This is a genomic window from Robertkochia solimangrovi, assembly GCF_007279655.1.
Lineage (GTDB): Bacteria > Bacteroidota > Bacteroidia > Flavobacteriales > Flavobacteriaceae > Robertkochia > Robertkochia solimangrovi.
Genome location: NZ_QKWN01000007.1, coordinates 237,604 through 259,189, shown reverse-complemented (window position 1 = coordinate 259,189; position 21,586 = coordinate 237,604). Strand labels below are relative to the sequence as shown.

Annotated in this window: 16 protein-coding genes; 11 read left to right on the top strand and 5 right to left on the bottom strand. The window is 41.9% G+C overall.

The features are described from left to right. Positions 1-21 precede the first annotated feature (21 nt). From pgmB to DMZ48_RS11385, 7 genes are all read left to right on the top strand, one after another. Entirely contained in the window at positions 22-675 is a 654-nt protein-coding gene (pgmB, locus tag DMZ48_RS11415) for a beta-phosphoglucomutase (protein ID WP_143955314.1), read from the top strand. Beyond that, positions 675-2,981, top strand: coding sequence for a glycoside hydrolase family 65 protein (locus DMZ48_RS11410; RefSeq protein ID WP_143955273.1), 2,307 nt, complete (start codon positions 675-677; stop codon positions 2,979-2,981). The genes pgmB and DMZ48_RS11410 overlap by 1 nt, the downstream gene beginning before the upstream one ends. 32 nt (positions 2,982-3,013) lie before the next feature. Then, positions 3,014-4,849 (top strand): glycoside hydrolase family 13 protein, encoded by a 1,836-nt coding sequence (locus tag DMZ48_RS11405; protein ID WP_143955272.1) that lies wholly within the window; start codon positions 3,014-3,016, stop codon positions 4,847-4,849. A 9-nt stretch (positions 4,850-4,858) separates the two neighbouring features. Next, positions 4,859-7,150: an alpha-amylase family glycosyl hydrolase gene (locus DMZ48_RS11400; protein WP_143955271.1), complete on the top strand. Its 2,292-nt coding sequence runs from the start codon at positions 4,859-4,861 to the stop codon at positions 7,148-7,150. A gap of 4 nt (positions 7,151-7,154) precedes the next feature. Next, positions 7,155-9,041, top strand: a complete 1,887-nt coding sequence (locus DMZ48_RS11395; protein WP_143955270.1) for an alpha-amylase family protein — start codon at positions 7,155-7,157, stop codon at positions 9,039-9,041. Positions 9,042-9,597: 556 nt separating this feature from the next. Then, positions 9,598-10,335: a glycerophosphodiester phosphodiesterase gene (locus tag DMZ48_RS11390; RefSeq protein WP_143955269.1), complete on the top strand. Its 738-nt coding sequence runs from the start codon at positions 9,598-9,600 to the stop codon at positions 10,333-10,335. Positions 10,336-10,502: 167 nt separating this feature from the next. Further along, the gene (locus tag DMZ48_RS11385) at positions 10,503-10,976 is read left to right on the top strand and encodes a TspO/MBR family protein (protein WP_143955268.1); all 474 of its coding nucleotides are present in this window, start codon (positions 10,503-10,505) and stop codon (positions 10,974-10,976) included. Here DMZ48_RS11385 and DMZ48_RS11380 read toward each other — a convergent pair. After that, positions 10,966-12,195: a BaiN/RdsA family NAD(P)/FAD-dependent oxidoreductase gene (locus DMZ48_RS11380; protein WP_143955267.1), complete on the bottom strand. Its 1,230-nt coding sequence runs from the start codon at positions 12,193-12,195 to the stop codon at positions 10,966-10,968. The genes DMZ48_RS11385 and DMZ48_RS11380 overlap by 11 nt on opposite strands. A gap of 164 nt (positions 12,196-12,359) precedes the next feature. Between DMZ48_RS11380 and DMZ48_RS11375 the strand changes: the two genes are divergently transcribed. The 4 genes from DMZ48_RS11375 (at position 12,360) to DMZ48_RS11360 (ending at position 16,428) form a co-directional block, all read left to right on the top strand. After that, positions 12,360-13,439, top strand: a complete 1,080-nt coding sequence (locus tag DMZ48_RS11375) for a diphosphomevalonate decarboxylase (protein WP_143955266.1) — start codon at positions 12,360-12,362, stop codon at positions 13,437-13,439. A gap of 152 nt (positions 13,440-13,591) precedes the next feature. Further along, positions 13,592-14,530 (top strand): mevalonate kinase family protein, encoded by a 939-nt coding sequence (locus DMZ48_RS11370; protein ID WP_143955265.1) that lies wholly within the window; start codon positions 13,592-13,594, stop codon positions 14,528-14,530. A 9-nt stretch (positions 14,531-14,539) separates the two neighbouring features. After that, entirely contained in the window at positions 14,540-15,445 is a 906-nt protein-coding gene (locus tag DMZ48_RS11365) for a geranylgeranylglycerol-phosphate geranylgeranyltransferase (protein ID WP_143955264.1), read from the top strand. Positions 15,446-15,552: 107 nt separating this feature from the next. Next, the gene (locus DMZ48_RS11360; RefSeq protein ID WP_143955263.1) at positions 15,553-16,428 is read left to right on the top strand and encodes a pseudouridine synthase; all 876 of its coding nucleotides are present in this window, start codon (positions 15,553-15,555) and stop codon (positions 16,426-16,428) included. Here the strand turns inward: DMZ48_RS11360 and mptB are convergent. From mptB to DMZ48_RS11340, 4 genes are read right to left on the bottom strand one after another with little or no spacing between them, the layout of a single operon-like run. Next, complete coding sequence (gene mptB / locus DMZ48_RS11355; protein WP_242009184.1) at positions 16,409-17,773, bottom strand: polyprenol phosphomannose-dependent alpha 1,6 mannosyltransferase MptB; 1,365 nt, start codon at positions 17,771-17,773, stop codon at positions 16,409-16,411. The two genes, DMZ48_RS11360 and mptB, sit on opposite strands and share 20 nt — an antisense overlap. Next, positions 17,770-19,251, bottom strand: coding sequence for a cellulose synthase family protein (locus tag DMZ48_RS11350; protein WP_143955262.1), 1,482 nt, complete (start codon positions 19,249-19,251; stop codon positions 17,770-17,772). The genes mptB and DMZ48_RS11350 overlap by 4 nt, the downstream gene beginning before the upstream one ends. 1 nt (position 19,252) lies before the next feature. Further along, positions 19,253-19,972, bottom strand: a complete 720-nt coding sequence (locus tag DMZ48_RS11345; protein WP_242009183.1) for a glycosyltransferase family 2 protein — start codon at positions 19,970-19,972, stop codon at positions 19,253-19,255. A gap of 14 nt (positions 19,973-19,986) precedes the next feature. Then, on the bottom strand, positions 19,987-21,585 hold the full coding sequence (locus DMZ48_RS11340) for a 4Fe-4S binding protein (protein WP_143955311.1): 1,599 nt from the start codon (positions 21,583-21,585) through the stop codon (positions 19,987-19,989). Position 21,586 lies beyond the last annotated feature (1 nt).

Here is a 21,586-nt window from a genome sequence, read left to right as displayed (position 1 = left end):
GTCGTCAAAAAAAAATATATGATGAAAGGATTTATATTCGATCTTGATGGTGTTATTGTTGATACAGCCCGTTATCACTATCTCGCCTGGAAGAAGACGGGGGAAGAACTCGGGTTTGAGTTGTCGATCGAACAGAATGAGAAACTAAAAGGGGTGAGTCGCGTTGACTCCCTGAACAAGATATTAGGTTGGGCCGGAGTAGAGATCTCTGAAGAAAAGTTCAACCGCCTTATGGATGAAAAGAATGAAGATTACCTCAACTATGTGGAACAGATGACTCCTGCAGACATCCTTCCGGGAGTAAAGGATTTTATTCTTGAATTAAAAGCTAAAGGACTGCCGATTGCATTAGGTTCTGCTTCCAAGAATGCACCCCGTATTCTGGAAAAGATCGGGATGCTGGAATATTTCGATGCCATTGCCGATGGTAATAGTGTAAAGAAAGCTAAACCGGATCCTGAAGTTTTCCTTGTAGCTGCAAAGTCTATCGTGACTGCGCCGGAAGCCTGTGTGGTTTTTGAGGACGCAGAAGCCGGGGTGGAAGCGGCTAACAATGCCGGTATGATCTCCATCGGAATCGGAAGTCCGGACAACCTGAGTCATGCCGATCATGTATTTTCAGATTTTACATTAATAACGACAGATTTTATACTAAACCTTCAACCTAAGCACTAATGAATCAGAATTATATCGTACCGAATGAATGGTCCCTGATCGAAAAAGGATTTGAAAAGGACCGGGTTAAATCTTCCGAAAGTTTATTTAGTATAGGAAACGGCGCTATGGGTCAGCGTGCTAATTTTGAAGAAGCATACAGCGGCCCTACCTTTCAGGGGAGTTATATCGCTGGTGTTTATTATCCTGACAAGACCCGAGTGGGATGGTGGAAGAATGGTTATCCCGAATATTTTGCCAAAGTACTCAATGCTCCCAATTGGATCGGGATCGATGTTGTGATCAACGATGAAATCCTCGACCTCAATACTTGTACAGAAGTTGACGGCTACTACCGTGAACTCAATATGAAGGAAGGATGGTATGAGCGATCGTTCAAGGCAACCCTTAAAAATGGAATTCAGGTGAAAGTTACTTCCCGTAGATTCCTCAGCCTCGACCTCGATGAAGTAGGTGCTATTAAATATGATGTTACCCTGATCAAGGGCTCGGCAAATATAAAGTTCACACCCTATGTAGATGGAGGTATCAAGAATGAAGACTCTAACTGGGATGATAAATTCTGGGATATTTATGGTGTGGCAGGACATGCAGATTTCGGATATGTACTTTCCAAAACTATGAAGACAGGATTCCAGGTTTGTACCGGTATGCGTTCTGAATTATTGGTTGATGGGAAATCGTCGGACATTACCGGTGCTGTTGAAACCAACGATTCAGTAAGTAAACTGTCTTATTCCGTTAATCTCGGTGAAGGAGCTACGGCTACGCTGATAAAGATGGCTGGATATGTGACTTCGATGAACCACAATGCAGATGAACTGGTTACAGCGTCTGAAAAGGTGCTGACCGAGGCGATGGTATTAGGATACGAGGCTTTACTTGAAAAACAGATCGCCAGCTGGGCTGCTATCTGGGAGATGGCCGATATCACGATTGAAGGTGATGTGAAAGCACAACAGGGAATCCGATTTAATATTTTTCAATTAAATCAGACCTACCTCGGAAAGGATGCTCGCTTAAATATCGGGCCTAAAGGATTTACCGGTGAAAAATATGGAGGAAGTACCTATTGGGATACAGAAGCCTATTGTATTCCGTTTTATATGGCTACAAAAGATCAGGAAGTTGCAAGAAACCTGTTGACCTATCGATATCATCATCTGGAAAAGGCTATTGAGAATGCTGCTAAACTTGGATTCACCAATGGAGCAGCCCTATATCCTATGGTGACCATGAATGGGGAGGAGTGTCATAATGAATGGGAAATCACCTTTGAGGAGATCCATAGAAACGGGGCGATCGCTTTTGCGATTTTCAACTATGTTCGCTATACCGGAGATTATAGTTACATTCCGGAAATGGGACTAGAAGTTCTGATCGGAATCGCCAGATTCTGGTATCAGAGAGCGACCTATTCAACGGCAAGAAATAAATTTGTGATCCTCGGGGTTACCGGTCCGAATGAATATGAAAATAACGTAAACAATAACTGGTACACCAATTATATTGCAAAATGGTGTATAAAATATACGGCAGATCAGATCAAAAAGGTGAAGGAAGGCTTCCCTGAAGATCATTCAAGAATATTTGGAGTTGCCAAATTGACGGATCAGGAAATTGAGAAATGGGTGAAAGTTGCCGATAATATGTATTTCCCCTATTCTGAAGAGCACGGCGTGTTTTTGCAGCAAGACGGCTTCCTTGATAAAGATTTGGTTAAAGTAAGTGACCTGGATAAGACGCAACGCCCGATCAATCAACATTGGTCATGGGATCGCATTCTACGTTCCCCTTATATCAAGCAGGCGGATACACTTCAGGGATTCTATTTCTTCGAAGATCATTTCAGTAAAGAAGAACTCGAAAAACATTTTGATTTCTATGAGCCATTCACAGTGCATGAATCATCATTGTCTCCGTGTGTTCATAGTATTCAGGCGGCTGTTCTGGATCGTATGGAACAGGCATATACCTTCTATTTGAGAACCTCCCGACTGGATCTTGATGATTATAACAAAGAGGTGCATGAAGGCCTGCATATCACATCTATGGCCGGAACCTGGATGAGTATCGTTGAAGGATTTGGTGGAATGAGGATCAGGGAAGATAAGATCTCTCTCGAGCCAAGGATACCGGAACAATGGAGTGCCTATTCTTTTAAAGTTAATTTCAGAGGAACCGTGCTTAAAGTAAGGGTTGCCGGATCAAAAACGGAATTGCACATCGAAAGTGGAGAAGGAATCGAATTACTGGTGCACGGTAAGAAGATCTCCCTGGAGCCGGATGTGCTGATCACTGCATAAGATAGAAATTCACATATTTAAAATAAACGTATATGAAGAAAATATTCTTTGTACTGGGATGTCTTACCCTAAATCTAACATTCGGACAGATCGAAAAGATCGAACCGGAATTCTGGTGGTCCGGCATGAAATACAGTACTATTCAAGTGCTGTTCTATGGAGAAGATATCGCTTCGTTGGAGCCTTCTTCCGAAGAGATTCCTGTAATGGAGGTGACCCGAACTGAAAATCCCAATTATCTCTTTGTGACGCTGGATACCAGGGACCTGATGCCGGGCGAATATAAAATCGAATTCGGGAAGAAACGCGGCAGGCCACTGATCGTTAATTATGTGTTGAAAGAAAGAAAGAAAGGCTCGGCTGATCGCATTGGATTTGATGCTTCGGATATGATCTACCTGATCATGCCTGACCGCTTCGCAAATGGCGATCCTTCTAATGATACGGTGAAAGAACTTAAGGAAAAAGGAGATCGGGCCAATCCCGGCGGGCGTCATGGAGGTGACATCAGAGGAGTTATCAATAATCTGGATTATATCAAAGAGTTGGGTGCTACCGCGTTATGGAGTACTCCACTTTGTGAAGATGATGATGAACATTATTCTTATCATACCTATGCGCAAAGCGATTTGTATAAGATAGACCCGCGATATGGTACGAATGAAGATTACCGTGAACTCGCCTCCGAACTTCACAAAAAGGATATGAAGCTGATCATGGATTACGTGACCAATCATTGGGGTATGGAACATTGGTTAATTCAGGACCTGCCCGATTATAACTGGATCCATCAGTTCCCCGGATATGCACAATCGAATTACAGAATGACCACTCAAATGGATCCCAATGCTTCTGAATGGGATAAGCGCTATTGTATGGATGGGTGGTTCGTTCCTACGATGCCGGATCTCAATCAATCGAATCCTCTTGTATTAAACTATATCACTCAAAATGCTATCTGGTGGATAGAATATGCAGATCTCGACGGATTTCGTGTCGATACCTATTCGTATAATGACCGTAACGGTATCGCCACATGGACGAAGGCGATTATGGATGAATATCCAAATTTCAACATCGTAGGTGAGGTATGGATGCATGACCAGTCTCAAATGGCATTCTGGCAGAAGGATAGTAAGTTAGCTGAAATTCAGAATTATAATTCCTATTTGCCTTCTGTTATGGATTTTACCCTTCATGATGCCATTGAAAGTGCATTTAATGTTGAGGAACCCGCATGGAATCGCGGAATGATTCAGGTCTATGAGAATTTCACCAATGATTATCTCTATCCGGATATCAATAATATTCTGGTTTTTGCAGAGAATCATGATACGCAACGTATCAACGAACGTTATCCCGACCTGAAAAACTACAAACTCATTATGACCTTACTGGCTACCGTTCGCGGAATTCCACAGTTATATTACGGATCAGAGATTGGGATGCAAGGTGACAAAGGCAAAGGTGATGCAGATATTCGAAGAGATTTTCCCGGTGGATGGAAAGGAGATACGAACAATGCCTTTTTGAAAGAAGGGAGAACATCTGAACAGCAGGCATATTTTGATTTTACTTCAAAACTGTTTAATTGGAGAAAGAATGCCACGGCGATCCATAACGGTAAGACCGTTCATTTCCTCCCGGTAAATGATGTCTACGTTTTTTTTCGCTTCAACGGGACTCAAAAGATCATGGTCGTAATCAATAACAATACAGATGAAGTTACGCTGGATCTTCTTCGTTATAAAGAACAGCTCGATGCTGTTAATACAGGAATTAATATACTCGAAGGGGAGACAGTTCCGCTGGAAGGGCAACTCAGTATTGAAGGGAAGTCTTCTATGATCATAGATCTGCAAATTTAAATTTAGAAAATGAAGTTATCGATAATAAGCAGCCTGATACTGGTAATTGGAGTGGTGTCATGTGCGCCTAAAACACAGGAATCGGATCAATCGGTAGTATTGAATCAGGTTACTCCGATATACCTTTCTCCGGAAACAGATACGATCCTAATCGGAGATCATTTGTCTTTTCCGGTTACCGCTGATTCTGTTGTTTCATCTGAAGGAAGAAGTTTTGATATCTCAGATGACCGGAAAGCATTTAAGTGGGGAGGCTTTGATGAAATGCCGCCCTTAACGAATATGAGTGTCTATCATGATGCGGGCAAAGTTTCCGATATACCGGTATTTAGAAGCACCGCTGAAAGGGTTGATTTTATCCTTCCCGATCCGGACAGGAAATATCGTTCCGTCAAGATCAGGGGTGCATTCAATGGTTGGGTGGCTGACAGATCGGTAATGGAATTCAACGATGGAAATTGGATCTATAGCGCAATTTTTTATCCGGGGAATCATCAATATCTGATGTTGGTCGATGGGGTGGAAACCACCGATCCTTCTAATCCTAATACCGTAAGTAATGGTATGGGAGGTACAAATTCGTACGTGAAAGTAGGGAAGGAAAGGGGAAAGAATACCTTATTTCCGGCTGGAATACAGGAAGAACGAGTTACCCTGAGATCGGAACAACCTTTGCTGAAATTATTTGTGTATTTGAATGATCGGCTGTTAGCAGATACTGCGATCAGCTACAGGGATAATATGTATGAATTCAAGGTTCCTGAAGTTAAAGGTGAAGCGACAAAGACTTCTTTTCTGAGAATCTATGGTTATGATCAGGATGGGGTCGTGAACGATCTTTTATTGCCGGTGAAACAAGGCAAGGTCGTAACCGCGGCCACGGATCTGGATCGATCCGACTTTCATAGCCAGGTGCTCTATTTCCTTATGGTCGATCGTTTCCGGGATGGAGATCCCAATAACAATAGAAAAGTTGAAAATGACACGGTTCTTCCGATCGCCAATTATTTTGGAGGAGATTTGAAAGGAGTTCTTGATAAAATAGAGGATGGTTATTTTTCCGATCTGGGTATTAATACCATCTGGTTATCACCGATTACGCAGAATCCTGAAGGTGCTTACGGTCTATGGAAAGAGCCTTATACTAAATTTTCCGGATATCACGGTTACTGGCCGGTTTCCAGTACAAAGGTTGATGACCGGTTTGGCGATCCTGAAATTCTGAAAGAGTTGATCAGTAAGGCTCATTCTAATGGGATGAACGTTATACTTGATTATGTGGCAAATCATGTGCATAAGCTACATCCTGTATACAAAGAGCATCCGGATTGGGCAACTTCTCTATATCTTGAAGACGGAACAATGAATACAGAACGCTGGGACGATCACCGATTAACCACCTGGTTCGATACCTTCCTGCCAACCCTTGATTTTTCCAAACCCGAAGTGCTGGAAAGTATGACAGATTCTGCAGCGTACTGGATGACGGAATATGATTTTGATGGTTTCAGACATGATGCAACCAAGCATATTCAAACCGAATTCTGGAGAACCCTGACGGAAAAGATCAGAAAGAGAACAAGCAGACCAGTATATCAGATCGGTGAAACCTATGGAAGTTACGATCTGATCAGAAGTTATGTGAATGCGGGTATGCTTGATGCCCAATTCGATTTTAATATGTATGATGCCTCTATCCCGGCTTTCGCAGACAAGAATTCCGGTTTTGAAGGTCTTGCAGCTGCGATTGAACAAAGTATGGCCTATTATGGAAGCCATCATCTCATGGGGAATATTACCGGGAATCAGGATAGGGCCAGATTTATAAGTTATGCGTCCGGAGATATCGCCTTTGATGAAGATGCTAAGATTGCCGGATGGACCAGGGATGTTGAAATCTCTGATTCAACCGCTTATGGAAATCTTGAAATGCTTCATGCCTTTAACCTTGTTATTCCGGGGGTGCCCTGTATCTATTATGGAGATGAATATGGAGTGCCAGGTGGAAATGATCCTGATAACAGGAGGCAGATGAAATTCGATGGCCTTTCCAGTTCTGAAATGGAACTGAGAAACAGGGTTTCAGAATTGATAGAGATCAGACGGTCAAATATGGCATTGCTTTATGGAACCACAGAAATAGAAGTTCCTGAAGAAAAAGTACTGGCCATTCGAAGAAAATATTTAGAGAACGAAGTGGTGGCGGTCTTCAATAAGAAAGATACCCTTTTTAAAACGAAAGTATTCGGTGTCCCTGTTGAAGTGGGGCCATTTGACTATACCCTAATCATTAAAAATTAAGCGTATGCTGGGAAGAGTTTCATATTTATTGCTGATATTTAGTGTGTTAACCATTGCTGGCTGTCAGGAAAAGCAAGCGAAAGAGAAAGATCAGGATGTATCCATGAAAGATGTGAAAAGAAAAGAAGTAGTATATCAGGTATTCACTCGATTATTCGGTAATACCAATACCACCAATAAACCATGGGGAACCATCGAGGAGAACGGAGTTGGGAAATTTGGCGATTTCAATGATACAGCATTGAAGGCGATTAAGGATCTTGGCGTTACTTATGTCTGGTATACGGGCGTGCCACATCATGCAGTTATCACCGATTATACCGCCTATGGAATCTCCAATGATGATCCGGATGTTGTAAAAGGTAGGGCAGGTTCTCCTTATGCGGTTAAAGATTATTATAATGTTGATCCGGATCTGGCTACAGATCCCGCAAAGCGGCTCGAAGAATTTGAAGCGCTGATCAATCGTACCCATGATAACGGATTGAAACTCATTATAGATATCGTGCCAAACCACGTTGCCCGAAATTATGAAGGGATGACCAACCCTGAAGGAATTTCAGATTTTGGAGCAGCTGATGATAATTCGGTGGTTTATGAGCGAGACAATAATTTTTATTATATCCCGGGAGAAGCCTTTCAGGTGCCTGAATGGGAAAATGGATATCTTCCGTTAGGGGGTGAAAAGAAAGCGGATGCTGATCATAAGTTTAATGAAGATCCTGCGAAATGGACCGGTAATGGTTCAAGGCTGGCTAAGCCCCATTTCAACGACTGGTATGAAACCGTAAAGATCAATTATGGGGTGAGTCCGGAAGGAAATAAGGATTTTGATTCATTGCCTGCTGACTTCGATCAAAAGGATTATAAAGCACATTTCGATTTCTGGAAAGAAAGGGAAGTGCCGGATTCCTGGAAAAAGTTCAGAGATATTGCATTGTACTGGACGGAAAAAGGAGTGGATGGATTCCGTTTCGATATGGCGGAAATGGTGCCGGTGGAATTCTGGTCATTTATGAATTCTGCGATCAAAATGAAAAATCCGGATGCATTTTTGCTCGCAGAGGTATATCAGCCACATCTTTACCGGGAATACATCCATAAAGGTAAAATGGATTATCTCTATGATAAAGTAGAGCTTTATGACACATTGAAGCATATTATGCAAGGTCATGGACAAACGCGACATATCGGGGCAATTGAAATGGGCTTACGGGATATCGAACATCATATGTTGCATTTTCTGGAAAACCATGATGAACAACGTATTGCAAGCCCTGATTTTGCAGGGAATGCCGAGAAAGGAAAACCGGCTATGGTGGTTTCCGCTACATTGACCACTTCCCCGACCATGATCTATTTCGGACAGGAAGTAGGTGAGCCGGGAGCTGAGGATGCCGGATTTGGAGATCCTACCCGGACTTCCATCTTTGATTATATCGGTGTTCCTCATCATCAGCGTTGGATGAATAACGGTAAATTCGATGGCGGTCAACTTTCTGAAAAGGAACGATCATTACGGGAGTTTTACAGGAACCTGTTGAACTTTACCATCAGTAGTTCTGCTCTCACCGGAGCATATATGGATGTTCACTGGCCAAATATCGAAACTGGAACCGCAAATTATGATGATAAGTTATTTTCTTTTGCCCGATGGGACGAGGAACAGCAACTGTTAATCCTTACCAATTTTGATACTTCTGCAAGAGATTTCAGACTTCTCATACCTGCGCAACTTCTTAAAGAATGGCAGCTCCATGATGGTTCATATGTGATGACAGATCAACTTTATGGTAAAAGAAGCCTGGAATTGAATGTCAATGAAGGAGTCGGTGATTTACATGTGTCACTGGAAGGTCTTGAGTCACTTATTCTTGAACTAAAGAGATAACCGCAAAAATAGAAAAGGGCACATAATGATTTATGAGCCCTTTTCGAGTGGTTGGTTATTAGTTGAAGGTTGTGTTTGTTTTATATACAAAATATATTGAACCCTTACGGGTGCAATTTTCAGTTATTCTATCGGTTTCTTAAGTATGCAATAATTGATCAGTGCTTTTTCACACGAACGGTGACCAGCTTTTTTTGGATCGTTGTAAATGCATAGGTGCTAATGATCGATAGAATTATGTAAAAAGATGAGGGGATGAAAATGTTCAGAAAATGGTTCGCTCTCACTTGCAGTAGATCAAAGATAAAAACAGATGCAATAAGAAATGAAGTCAGTAGAAGACTTAATATTACGTTCGTTTTTTTACTTCTTAAGTTTGCTTTCATAGAAACCATATTCTTGACAAAGGAGTCCTAATGTAGTAAAAATATTGTTATAACTACACTTAATCCTTTTTTTTTAGATTAACTACACAATTTAGTACTCTGGAAATCAAAAAATAAGCTTACGTTTGCATTGAAAATGTGGTTAATTATCCTGATTTAATACGTGCTGAATGACGGATAGATTTTTGCAAGGAGTCGTAAAAAATTCGACTCTGATGATCGGGCACCGGGGTGCTAAAGGTCATATCGCTGAAAATACGCTGGAATCGATCAGTGCTGCCCTTTCCTTAGGTGCCGATGCTATCGAAATTGATGTTTTCCGTTGCAAAAGTGGTGAACTTGTGGTCTTCCATGACCATACGCTTGAGCGGTTGACCAATGGTGTTGGATTAGTAGAGGAACATTCTTACGCTGAACTCAGTCAACTTCTGGTTCAGAAAACTTATCGTATACCGTTGCTTTCCGAAGTGCTTTCTCTGTTACAGGGAAAAGTGTTCCTGAATATTGAGTTAAAAGGAGCTGACACTGCTTTGCCTTTACATGTGCTCCTGAACTGCAAGACTCATGCTTTCCATTGGAATCCTTCAAATTTGGTTGTTTCCAGTTTCCTTCATGACGAACTCGCTGATCTCAGAAAGTTGGATCCCGGCATTGCGATCGGTGTACTTACGGAGGAAGATCCCTTACTGATCATCGATTTTGCAAAGAGTTTAGATGCCGTTTCCATTCATCCTTATTACCGTAACCTGATCACCGGGAATGCTGCCTTATTAAAGCAGTTAGGTTTCAGAATTTATCCATGGACCGTTAATGAGCCAAATGAGATAAAACGAATGTTGAGTTTAGGAGTTGATGGTATCATTTCTGACTATCCGGAATTGGTGCAATTATATGCAATGGAGTCTTAGAAGAAATTATTCTAAAAGTATAACTACTTCCTTTTAACAGGTTTATGTATGCTACGACACTAGATGACTTCGGGCATGATCACGTTTCTCAATCTGCCTGCAGACAAAAATATTTTACCTGACACCTGTTAAAAAAATTATTATTTTAGTGAGCACATCCGCCATTTATGTCAAAAACTACTACCAGAATCATAATTTCAGTTGCGATCTGTCTTGCGGTCGGCTTTTTGAGTGGATTTGCCACACAATCATCGGTTGATACCTGGTATACTACTCTGAATAAGCCCTCCTTCAATCCTCCGAACTGGATATTTGCCCCTGTTTGGACCCTTCTTTATATATTGATGGGGGTGGCGGCAGGAATGGTATGGGCTCGTGGCTTTTACCATAAGTGGGTGAAGACAGCATTGTATCACTTTGTATTTCAATTGTTGTTGAATGCTTTATGGAGCATTGTATTTTTTGGATTTCAAAAACCATTCTGGGCGATGCTGGTTATTATCGCTTTACTGATACTTATTGGGCTTACCATAAAGTGGTTTAAAGTGGTCAACAGAACGGCAGCTTATTTACTGGTGCCCTATTTTCTTTGGGTTTGTTTTGCTTCTATTCTGAATTGCAGTATCTGGGTTATGAATTAACCTGTCTTTTGTCCAGAATCGTCCTCGCGGCTATAAATGCACCGGTCCACGCATTTTGAAAATTAAAACCTCCGGTGATGGCATCGATATTCAAAACCTCACCGGCAAAATAGAGTCGGTCATGAAGTTTGCTTTCAAAAGTTCGCATGTCCACTTCCTTAAGGTCGACCCCGCCTGCGGTTACGAATTCCTCTTTGAAGGTACTTTTTCCTTTTATAGCAAAAGTACCACCGGTTAGTTCGTCTGCTAACTTACGAATCTGTTTATTCGAAGCATCAGCCCATCGTTCGATCTGATGCAGATCGCAATATTCCAGCAAGCTTAGGTAAAGTCTTTTTGGGATAGCTCCGATTCTGCTGTTCGCGGGCCTTTGTTTTGGATGTTGTTTCTTTAGTTCGAGGAGTTCCGTAAAGACGTCTTCGGCATCCATGTTTTGTGTCCAGCTGATACGGATGCGAAACTCATAATTCCTTTCGTGCAGTTCCCGGGCACCCCAGGCAGAAAGACGAAGAATGGCAGGTCCGCTAAAACCCCAGTGTGTGATGAGTAAGGGGCCGTAAGCCTGAAGACTGCTTCCGGGTATATCTATACTTACTTCTGAGCTTAACCCCATGAGACCATTGATACGGGGATCCTTGCAATTGAAGGTGAATAAGGAGGGAACCGGACTCACGATGGAATGGCCGAGAGAACTCAATAATTTCCAGGTCTTATTGCTGCTGCCTGTACAGATCATCAGATCTGGCGCCTCGAATTTTCCACAAGTTGTTTCGAGCAGCCAGTTTTTATCGGGTTTGTTGAATGACTGTACTCCGCAACTCGTTATGATCTTTATGCCTAAAGCGTGACAACAATCGAGGAAACAGGAGATAATAGAGGTTGAGGAATCGGATTGAGGAAATATCCTGCCGTCCGCTTCGATTTTCAAGGGAACCCCTCTTTCTTCAAAGAATGCCATGGTGTCTCCGCTACAGAATTTATGGAAAGGCCCTATTAACTCTTTTTCACCCCTAGGGTAATAACCTGCCAGAAGATCGGGTGAAAATTCGGCGTGCGTAACATTACAACGCCCACCTCCTGAGATCCTAACTTTTGAAAGTACTTCTTTGCCTTTCTCGAGTATTACGATCTGCAGCTCAGGATTGTTTTCTGCAATCTGGATAGCCGCAAAAAATCCCGCAGCTCCACCGCCGGCAATGATCACATCGAATTGGTTCATGAGTTATCTTGAAGATTATTGCAAAGTAAAGGATAAATAGACTTTAAATGAAAATCATTGTTGACGGGTTGAGAATTCGGATATTGAATTATCTGTATTCACTGGAAAACCATACTGCTCACCATTTACAATTCAAGTATATTTGCACAAATTGAAATGTTAAGATGACCGTAAACGACTTTTTACCCTCGGTTTATGAGAAGCAGGTCACATCAGGATCTGTAACCTGGCGTTCACCTAGTAATATCGCTTTAGTGAAATATTGGGGTAAACATGGGCAACAATTACCGATGAATCCTTCGGTGAGTTTTACTCTTTCAGAATGTGCGACCACGACAAAACTGTCATGGCAGCCCAAAGATTCGGAAGGATTTTCCTTTGATCTTTTTTTTGAAGGAGAAAAGAAAATAGCATTCTACGGTAAGATTGAGAAGTTTTTGGAACGTGTTCAGCCATACCTTGGATTCCTCGAAGATTTCCATTTTAAAATTGAAACTTCCAACAGTTTTCCGCATTCGAGTGGAATCGCGTCTTCGGCGAGTGGTATGTCTGCGCTGTCCCTGGCGCTTATGAGTCTTGAAGAAGAATTGACAGGAGTCATCGATAAGCGGGAATTTAAGAGAAAGGCATCCTTCTTGTCAAGGCTGGGGTCAGGCAGTGCCTGTCGCAGTATTGATGGTCCATTGATCGAATGGGGGGAGCATGTTACGATTCCGGGTAGTTCCGATCTTTTCGGGGTACCATATCCGCATCCGGTAGCTGAGGTGTTCACCACGTACAGGGATGTTATTTTACTGGTGGATAAAGGTGTTAAGAAAGTAAGTAGTACTGTAGGTCATAATCTTATGAGCGGACATCCGTATGCGGAAGCCCGATTTGATCAGGCCCGAAATAATATGGATCTGCTGCAGACAATCTTCCAAAGTGGCGATCTAAGTGCTTTTACGGCATTGGTGGAAAGTGAGGCGTTGTCATTACATGCGGTAATGCTGGCATCTACTCCTTCCTATATCCTGATGAAACCCAATACGCTACAAGTTATCGAGAAAGTATGGGAATACAGAAAGGAGACCGGCTCAGCGTTATGTTTCACACTAGATGCCGGAGCAAATGTTCACCTGCTGTTCCCGGATGAGGAGAATGACAGGGTGATGGAATTTATCAAATCCGATCTGGTTGGTTATTGTCAAAATGGGCAGTATATTTGCGACGGTGTTGGAAAAGGGGCCGAAATGTTAAAATAGATCTCCGATGATCTGATAATTTATCGTGGAAATGTACGTTTTATCTTATTCAGGAACGTAGTTTGTTGAAAACGAAGATTAATTTGATTATCTTTAGTCTGTTAAAATTAGTGCCGCCAAAATAATCTATAACCCTTTGGGGTTACAAGCCTATGAAAGGACCATTGTTTTATTCTAAGATCCTCCTGTTCGGAGAATACGGGATCATTAAAGATTCCAAAGGACTTTCCATACCTTATAATTTCTATAACGGAGCATTGAAAACCTCCTCAGAACTCGATGAGACCGCTGAAAAATCAAATCAAAGTCTCAAGCGTTTTGTAGCTTTTCTCGAAGAGCTTCAATTACGGGAAGACACTCCTGTACGTTTCGATATAGCAAAATTGAAGAAGGATATTGAGAACGGGATGTATTTCGACAGTTCTATTCCTCAGGGATACGGAGTGGGTAGCAGTGGGGCACTGGTAGCGGCTATTTATGATCAGTATGCCTATGACAAGATCACCGTTCTGGAAAATCTGACCCGGGAAAAACTTTTGGTCCTGAAACAGATTTTTTCTGAAATGGAATCTTTCTTTCACGGTAAGTCTTCAGGGCTCGATCCATTGAACAGTTATCTCAGCTTGCCGATTCTTATCAATTCGAAGGATAATATCGAACCAACGGGAATACCTTCTCAGACCACTCATGGAAAGGGGGCGGTATTTTTAATCGACAGTGGTATTACAGGAGAGACTGCCCCGATGGTGCAGATCTTTATGGAGAACATGAAGCAGGAAGGTTTCCGTAAAATGATCAAGGATCAATTCGTTAAACATACCGATGCTTGTGTTGAAGATTTTCTGAAAGGAGACGTAAAGTCACTCTTCGGGAATATCAAACAGCTTTCACATGTTGTTCTGGATCACTTTAAACCGATGATTCCGGCTCAGTTTCACAAGCTTTGGGCGAAGGGTATCGAAACTAATGACTACTATCTAAAGCTTTGTGGATCCGGAGGTGGAGGTTATATTCTCGGGTTTACCGAAGATATTGAAAAAGCAAAAAATGCTCTGAAGGATTATAAGCTGGAAGTTGTCTATAACTTCTAAATCCATTGCATGTTCAGCCGAAGGCAAAAACTGATCATACTCAAATTATTGGGACTGTTTTCAGTAGTTCGGGGATATAATGTCCTTGTCATCGTACTGGCGCAATACCTGGCTTCCATTTACATACTCGCACCTCATTTACCACTGAGAGCGGTTTTATTCGATCCAAATCTTTTTGCGATCGTAGCAGCATCCGCCGTAGCCATCGCATCGGGTTATATTATTAATAGCTTCTATGATGCTGAAAAAGATCTTATTAACAGGCCGAGAAAGACCTTGCTGGATCAGCAGATAAGTCAGCAATTCAAATTATCCACCTATTTTATTTTGAATTTTATCTCGGTGATCTTTGCAAGCTACGTGTCTTTTAGGGCAGTGATCTTTTTCTCACTCTATATTTTCGGAATCTGGTTCTATTCTCATAAACTCAAGAGGATTGCGATCGTTGGCAACATCACTTCAGCCATATTGGCGATCACTCCTTTCTTTGCGGTCTTTATCTTTTATAGGAATTTCGAACCGGTGATATTCGTCCATGCGATCTTCCTCTTTCTCATTATACTCATAAGGGAAATGGTCAAGGACCTTGAGAATATGAAAGGAGATATCGTATACGACTACAATACCCTGCCCGTTCTTTATGGAGAACGGGTGTCAAAGATCACCATCACCCTCCTGGTAGTGTTGACGCTGGTGCCTGCTTATTCCTTGATTCGATATTTCGAAGTTGGGCATATGACTTATTTCTTCTATTTCTGCATGGTAGCATTATTGTTTTTTCTCATCCTGTTATGGAGGTCGGGAGATAAGAAAGATTATTTGCTCCTGCATAATATCCTTAAAGTCATTATTGTTGCGGGGGTGTTCAGTATTCTCCTGATCGATATCGATCTCGTGCTGAACAGGATCATCTGATCAGTATCGTAACTATGAATGGTGTTGGCAGATCAAAAATAGATTACATACTCGCAATAATTTAACAACTTCAAACTAAACCCATATCTTTGCTAAAAATTTTTGAGATGAGCAGACAGGATAAAAGTGATGGAGGAAAGCAATCCGGACGTCAGGGTGGAAATAAGAAAAAGTACAGTGGACGTCAGGGAGGTAATTTGCTGAGGGGTAGTTATTCACGTGGGAACTCTCCGCTGTCTAAGAATCCGGTAGATAAGGCTGATCAGTTGGGTAAAAATGAAGTTCGTCTCAATAAATTTCTCGCTCACAGCGGAATTTGTTCCAGAAGAGATGCCGATGTCTATATCGCAGCAGGAAATGTGATGGTCAATGGAAAGGTGGTCACCGAGATGGGTTATAAAGTAAAGATTTCCGATGAGGTGAAGTTCGATGGCAAGTCGATCAAGCCGGAAAAGCCTGAATATATTCTGCTCAACAAGCCCAAAGGATTTATCACCACTACAAGTGATGAAAAAGGAAGGTCTACCGTAATGGAACTTGTGAGTAATGCAACGAATTCAAGGATCTTGCCTGTGGGACGGCTGGATAGAGGTACTACAGGACTGTTACTATTTACCAATGACGGTGATCTGGCTAAGAAACTGACACATCCGAAACACGGTATACGAAAGATCTACCATGTAGTATTGGATAAGAAATTGAGTGGTTCCGATCTTCATAAGATCGCGAATGGGTTACAACTCGAAGATGGAGAGATTCTGGTAGATGATGTTTCCTATATTCCTAATGCATCAAAAAATGAAGTCGGTGTGAAAATACATAGTGGACGTAACCGTATCGTCCGCAGAATATTCGAACACCTCGGGTATCAGGTGGTTTCACTTGACAGAGTAGTGTTTGCCGGACTTACCAAAAAGGACCTTCCGCGTGGAACCTGGAGAAAACTAACCGCTCAGGAAGTCATCAACCTAAAGATGCTTTAAGCAGTCTTCGTACTTCATAGATCAAATAACCATATAACACGAGATATTCCAGTGCCAATACAATGAAGTTTTCATTGTAGGGTGCACTGGCATAAGCGTGGTAGCTAAGAATCACTACTCCTGACCATACGACCGGGAATCGATATTCAGTGAAAAGACAAAGAATCAGCGGTACAGTTATATACCAAGGATGCACTGTAGTTGCGGTAAACAGGTACAGGCTTACAGCAAATAACATCGCAGTCAGAAGCTTCTTAACCTCGCGATTGTCATTGAATAGTGCTAGCCAGCAGATGGAGACGAATACAACCAAAGCGATCGATTTGCTCAACGTTTCAATCGTATTATAGCCTTTTATAATATACCCGATTCCACGTAATATATAATAGAAACTTGCATTGAATTCAAACTTCCCGAACCAAAGCATTATCGATTCACTGAAATGGGAAAGATCTGTGATCGAATAGAAGGGAAGGAATCCAAGTATGACCACCCCTGATGTTATAATCAAGTATCCTGTTGCTTTTCCGATAGCTTTCCCTTTTAAAGCACTTATCTTCCCATTGAAGTAACTGAAATACAAAGGAAGAAACATCAACGGTATCAGTTTGACAAGAATCGACAGTCCTAAAAACAGGGCTGATCTTACCGGAGAGCTGGTCAACAGGAAATAGATCGAGATTACAGCTAAGGCCATCATGACACCTTCAAAATGAAGGTTTCCGGTGAGTTCGATTATGACGAACGGGTTTAAAAAATACAGATAGATGGTTTTGGCAGGTTTGCCGAGTAGTTTTAAAACTTTCTTCCCAAAGTGAAGCAATACGATGTCGCCACCTATGATAAATAACCTGAGGATGAACACAGATAATGAAATGTTCGACCCGCCTAAAAAGGCTGCGATAGCAAAGAAAAGTTGATTTAATGGAGGATAATTGCTGTAATGACTTGCATTCAGTGATCCCATTCCTTGGATCAGACGTTGTGCAGTCTCAAGGTTCAGGTCCGTATTCGAGATCAGCGCTTCCGGGGTGGCCGTATAGGGGTTCATCCCTTTTATGAGGAGATGACCATCCCACAGGAATCTGTAAAAATCCTGAGAAAGGTTGGGGATCGCAATCAGGAATATGAGTCGACTGAGTATTCCGAAGCCAGTAGCCAGCCTATTGTCATCTGCAATTTTACCATAGATCTGATAGAAAAAATAGAATAACGCTCCGTAAAGTCCGAATAGTTTAGGGAGGTCTGTTCTGTCGAGGTCATAAGCAAATGCTGCATAAAATAACAGGCTAAACCCAAGAAATACATAGGTAATGGTGTTTTTACGCAGTAGTGTTAGGATCACGAAGCATTTTTTATGGTTAGGTAAGTTACAAAACCAAAACCAAAACACAACATTCCCGAAAAGAACATCATGCCATAATTACTGAGTTGCCAGGCTCCCAGAATTCCAAATAGAAAATAAGCGGTCAGGATCATTTCCGGAATACTGATTCCTGGAAGTCTTCTTGATATATATTTGTTCTTTACCGGAGTATCTTTTTTACCGGATAGATTAAATTTAGGAGTTCTGACAAAACTACTGCGCTTGCCCAGATGTCCCTGAATAACCGCGATGCTGTTGTTCAGTGAAAAGCCCAGAGCTACTGCAAAGAACCCGAAGAACATTGGAATATAGCTAAGAAAACTTAGGAATCCACCTCCCTTTATCCTTTTAAAAGTTATCCAGTAGGTAAGGAATAGAATGACAGAGCTGACAAGAAAAAAGCCTGTAAGTTTTAATACGGGCTTAAACTCCGGATAATAATGTTGAATGAACATCACAGGGATACTTAGAATGGCGATAATGAATGCGAAAAGGAACATCGAACTGTTGAGCAGATGTAATATACCATGTACCCTAGATCTCCAGTCGATATTTCTGGCCCGTACCACACTGGCTGCAGTTTTTCTGAAATTTTCTGCACCTCCTTTATTCCAGCGGAACTGTTGCGATCTGGCGGCACTGATCAGTACGGGAAGTTCAGCGGGTGTTTCAACTTCTTCTAAATATTTGAATTTCCAGTTTCTTAACTGAGCACGGTAGCTCAGGTCAAGATCTTCGGTTAAAGTATCTCCTTCCCAATTACCTGCATCGATAATACATTCCTTTCGCCAGATGCCGGCAGTGCCGTTGAAATTGATGAAATGGCCTTTTGAATTTCTTCCCACCTGTTCAATGGTAAAATGGGCATCAAGTGCAAATGCCTGAACTTTGGTGAGAAAAGAATAGTTTCTGTTCAGGTGCCCCCAACGTGTCTGTACGACTCCGATTTCCGGGTCGACAAAAAACGGAACGGTTTTTTTTAGCCAATCACTTGCAGGCATAAAATCTGCATCGAAAATTGCAATTAGATCTCCGGTAGCAAATTTTAATCCTTCTTTAAGCGCACCTGCCTTAAAACCATTTCGGTCTGTTCTGGTAACGTGCACGATGTCCAGACCTGTGATCCTAAGTTTTTCGATCTTTAAACGGGTTTGTTCCAGCGATTCATCGGTGGAATCATCCAATACCTGAATCTGTAACCGTTCGTGAGGATAGTCGATTGCTGCGATACAATCCAGTAATCGATCTATAACATAAAGTTCATTATAAACTGGTAACTGGATGGTTACATTGGGATATTGAGTAGACTTTATTTCAGGATATGAATCCTTTAATCGGTTCGTCGTAGCGCTTAGATAGTTCAGCAATAGGTTCAGCTGAGCAATACTATAGATAAAGATCATCAATAGCGCGATGATATATATGACCACTACTATATAGACCAGAACTACTTCCATTTTATTGTATACTGTATTTAAAAATCCATCCCAGAATCTTATATCCGGCCATGATTGTTCCTTTCACAGTTCCTGATACTTTAGATTCACCGATTCGAGCGCGATAGCGAACCGGTACTTCGGTATATTTTAAACGATGTTTCAGAGCTTTTAATTGCATCTCAACCGTCCAGCCATAGGTCTTATCTTCCATTTTCATATCCAGTAACCGGTCGGTTCGAATAGCCCGGAATGGTCCCAGATCTGTATAGTGCGCATTATAGAACATTCGCATCAGGGTACACGCCAACCAATTACCAAAAACCTGTTGTGGGGTCATGGCACCCTTGGTGCGATATGCAGCATTTCTCGCTCCGATTACCATATCGAATTTCTCTTTTATTATAGGTTCGGTCAGCAGGGGTAACTCTTCCGGGTAATCAGAGTAATCACCATCAAGAAAAACGATGATATCAGGTCGTTGTGGCTTTTGGATGAGATGTTCTATTCCTTTCAGGCAGGCATACCCATATCCTTTTCGCGCTTCCTTCAGTACTGTAGCACCTGCCACACGAGCAGTTTCAAAAGTACTGTCCGTGCTGTTATTGTCAACCACCACGATCTCTCTGACTACATTCGGGATATCCTGAATGACTTTTCCTATAGCATTCTCCTCATTAAAAGCCGGTATGATCACATCGATCATTATACCCGTTTGGTATTCGTCGGGATTTCCTCCCATAACTTAATAGGTTATTACTGGTTTTTTTTAAGCAGATCCAGCAGATCCGGATTATTTCCGGTTAAAACGGCATCCGGATCGATCCGTTGATCACTTTTTTTAGTGTTCTCCAATTTAAGCACTCCTCTGGGGCATACGGCTGAACAAATCCCACAGCCAACACAAGAGGCTCTTAGGATGTTTTCTCCTTTCTGGGCGTAGGAACGTACATCGATTCCCATTTCGCAATAAACGGAGCAATTTCCACAAGAGATACATTGACCTCCGTTGGTCGTTATTCTGAAACGTGAGAACAAACGTTGTTGCAGACCTAAAATTGCTGCCATCGGACATCCGAAACGACACCAGACCCGACTGCCAAAGATAGGGTAAAATCCAGTTCCGATCACACCGGAAAAGATCGAACCTATCATGAATCCATACCAGGTTCTCAGCGTTCCTGCATCAAAGATAAATACATTCATGCCGCTGAGGTAATGGATCAGGATCAGGCCGATCATTATGCTCAGGTATGCCAGGGCACCATATCGGGCATCCTTTCTAAGTTCTTCTCGTTTATAAATCCAGATGAGCAGGAACAATAAGGTAAGTGTTACACCGGTGCCGATCAGAAAAACATCCTTGTTAAGCCAGTATTTTTGAGCATCATAGCTGAGATAGGAATAAATAGTTGCCGTGGTCGTTAGTACCACGAATACCAACACACTATGGATCACCCATCGTTCTACTTTCCAGGCGAACATACTTTTGTCTGATAACTGGCGAAAAGGATCCCCGATGGTTTCTGCCAGTCCGCCGCAACCACAGACCCACGAACAATACCATCGCTTTCCGTAGAAATAAGTAAGTACCGGGGTGATGATCAGAATGGAAATTATCCCGAAGATGAGTAAGGCCAGTCCGATATCACCGGAACTGATAAAACTGTCGATCCTGTATTGATCAAAGTTATAATAATTGAGTGGCCAAATATTTTTAAGATCATAATACGGTAGTGAAAAATCAGGTGAATTCAACCTTGCCATCAATTCCGGAATGATAAAAGCAAAACAGGTTTGGAAGAACATTACGCTAATCGTTCTGATCATTTCATACCGATTATGTCTGTATTTTAATATAAATTTTATTCCGAAGGTGAGGATTGCGAGGGTATACAGAACTCCATAAACAAACCATTGACTGGCAGGATTCCCGCTGAGAAATTTACTAAGCGGGTCGAAAAATCCGATAAGTCCGGTATTCACACCGTTCTCGCGAAGCCCGAGGAGTGATGGGTAAAAATAGAGTACAATATAAAAGAGCGTCAGAAATATTCCAAGACACCAGGCAAGGTAGCCTCTGGAGGTCAGGCTTTTGAACCATACTCCGTCATTCTTGATTCCGGCTGTTTTATCCTTGTACGCAGCAATTGAAAAGATCAGTATTCCGGCTGAAAGAAGGACCAGTGATCCACTTAGCCAGAAAGTGCGTTCAGGAAATTGAACATTAAACGTTGCCAGTAAAAGAATAAACAATCCGGTGAGTCCGGTCAGGGTGCCTAATTTTTGAGTTTTGTTCAATTGAACCGGAGGTTCCCCGGTCAGTGCCATATTTTTTTGTGTTCCGTAATTCATC

Bases quoted from the DNA above. Each gene is read 5' to 3' on its own strand.
- DMZ48_RS11350 (WP_143955262.1), bottom strand. From the start codon at position 19,251: ATGGAAGTAGTTCTGGTCTATATAGTAGTGGTCATATATATCATCGCG.
- DMZ48_RS11385 (WP_143955268.1), top strand. From the start codon at position 10,503: ATGTCAAAAACTACTACCAGAATCATAATTTCAGTTGCGATCTGTCTT.
- DMZ48_RS11410 (WP_143955273.1), top strand. From the start codon at position 675: ATGAATCAGAATTATATCGTACCGAATGAATGGTCCCTGATCGAAAAA.
- DMZ48_RS11360 (WP_143955263.1), top strand. From the start codon at position 15,553: ATGAGCAGACAGGATAAAAGTGATGGAGGAAAGCAATCCGGACGTCAG.
- DMZ48_RS11405 (WP_143955272.1), top strand. From the start codon at position 3,014: ATGAAGAAAATATTCTTTGTACTGGGATGTCTTACCCTAAATCTAACA.
- DMZ48_RS11395 (WP_143955270.1), top strand. From the start codon at position 7,155: ATGCTGGGAAGAGTTTCATATTTATTGCTGATATTTAGTGTGTTAACC.
- DMZ48_RS11380 (WP_143955267.1), bottom strand. From the start codon at position 12,195: ATGAACCAATTCGATGTGATCATTGCCGGCGGTGGAGCTGCGGGATTT.
- DMZ48_RS11375 (WP_143955266.1), top strand. From the start codon at position 12,360: ATGACCGTAAACGACTTTTTACCCTCGGTTTATGAGAAGCAGGTCACA.
- DMZ48_RS11390 (WP_143955269.1), top strand. From the start codon at position 9,598: ATGACGGATAGATTTTTGCAAGGAGTCGTAAAAAATTCGACTCTGATG.
- DMZ48_RS11345 (WP_242009183.1), bottom strand. From the start codon at position 19,972: ATGGGAGGAAATCCCGACGAATACCAAACGGGTATAATGATCGATGTG.
- DMZ48_RS11340 (WP_143955311.1), bottom strand. From the start codon at position 21,585: ATGAATTACGGAACACAAAAAAATATGGCACTGACCGGGGAACCTCCG.
- DMZ48_RS11400 (WP_143955271.1), top strand. From the start codon at position 4,859: ATGAAGTTATCGATAATAAGCAGCCTGATACTGGTAATTGGAGTGGTG.
- DMZ48_RS11365 (WP_143955264.1), top strand. From the start codon at position 14,540: ATGTTCAGCCGAAGGCAAAAACTGATCATACTCAAATTATTGGGACTG.
- DMZ48_RS11370 (WP_143955265.1), top strand. From the start codon at position 13,592: ATGAAAGGACCATTGTTTTATTCTAAGATCCTCCTGTTCGGAGAATAC.
- pgmB (WP_143955314.1), top strand. From the start codon at position 22: ATGAAAGGATTTATATTCGATCTTGATGGTGTTATTGTTGATACAGCC.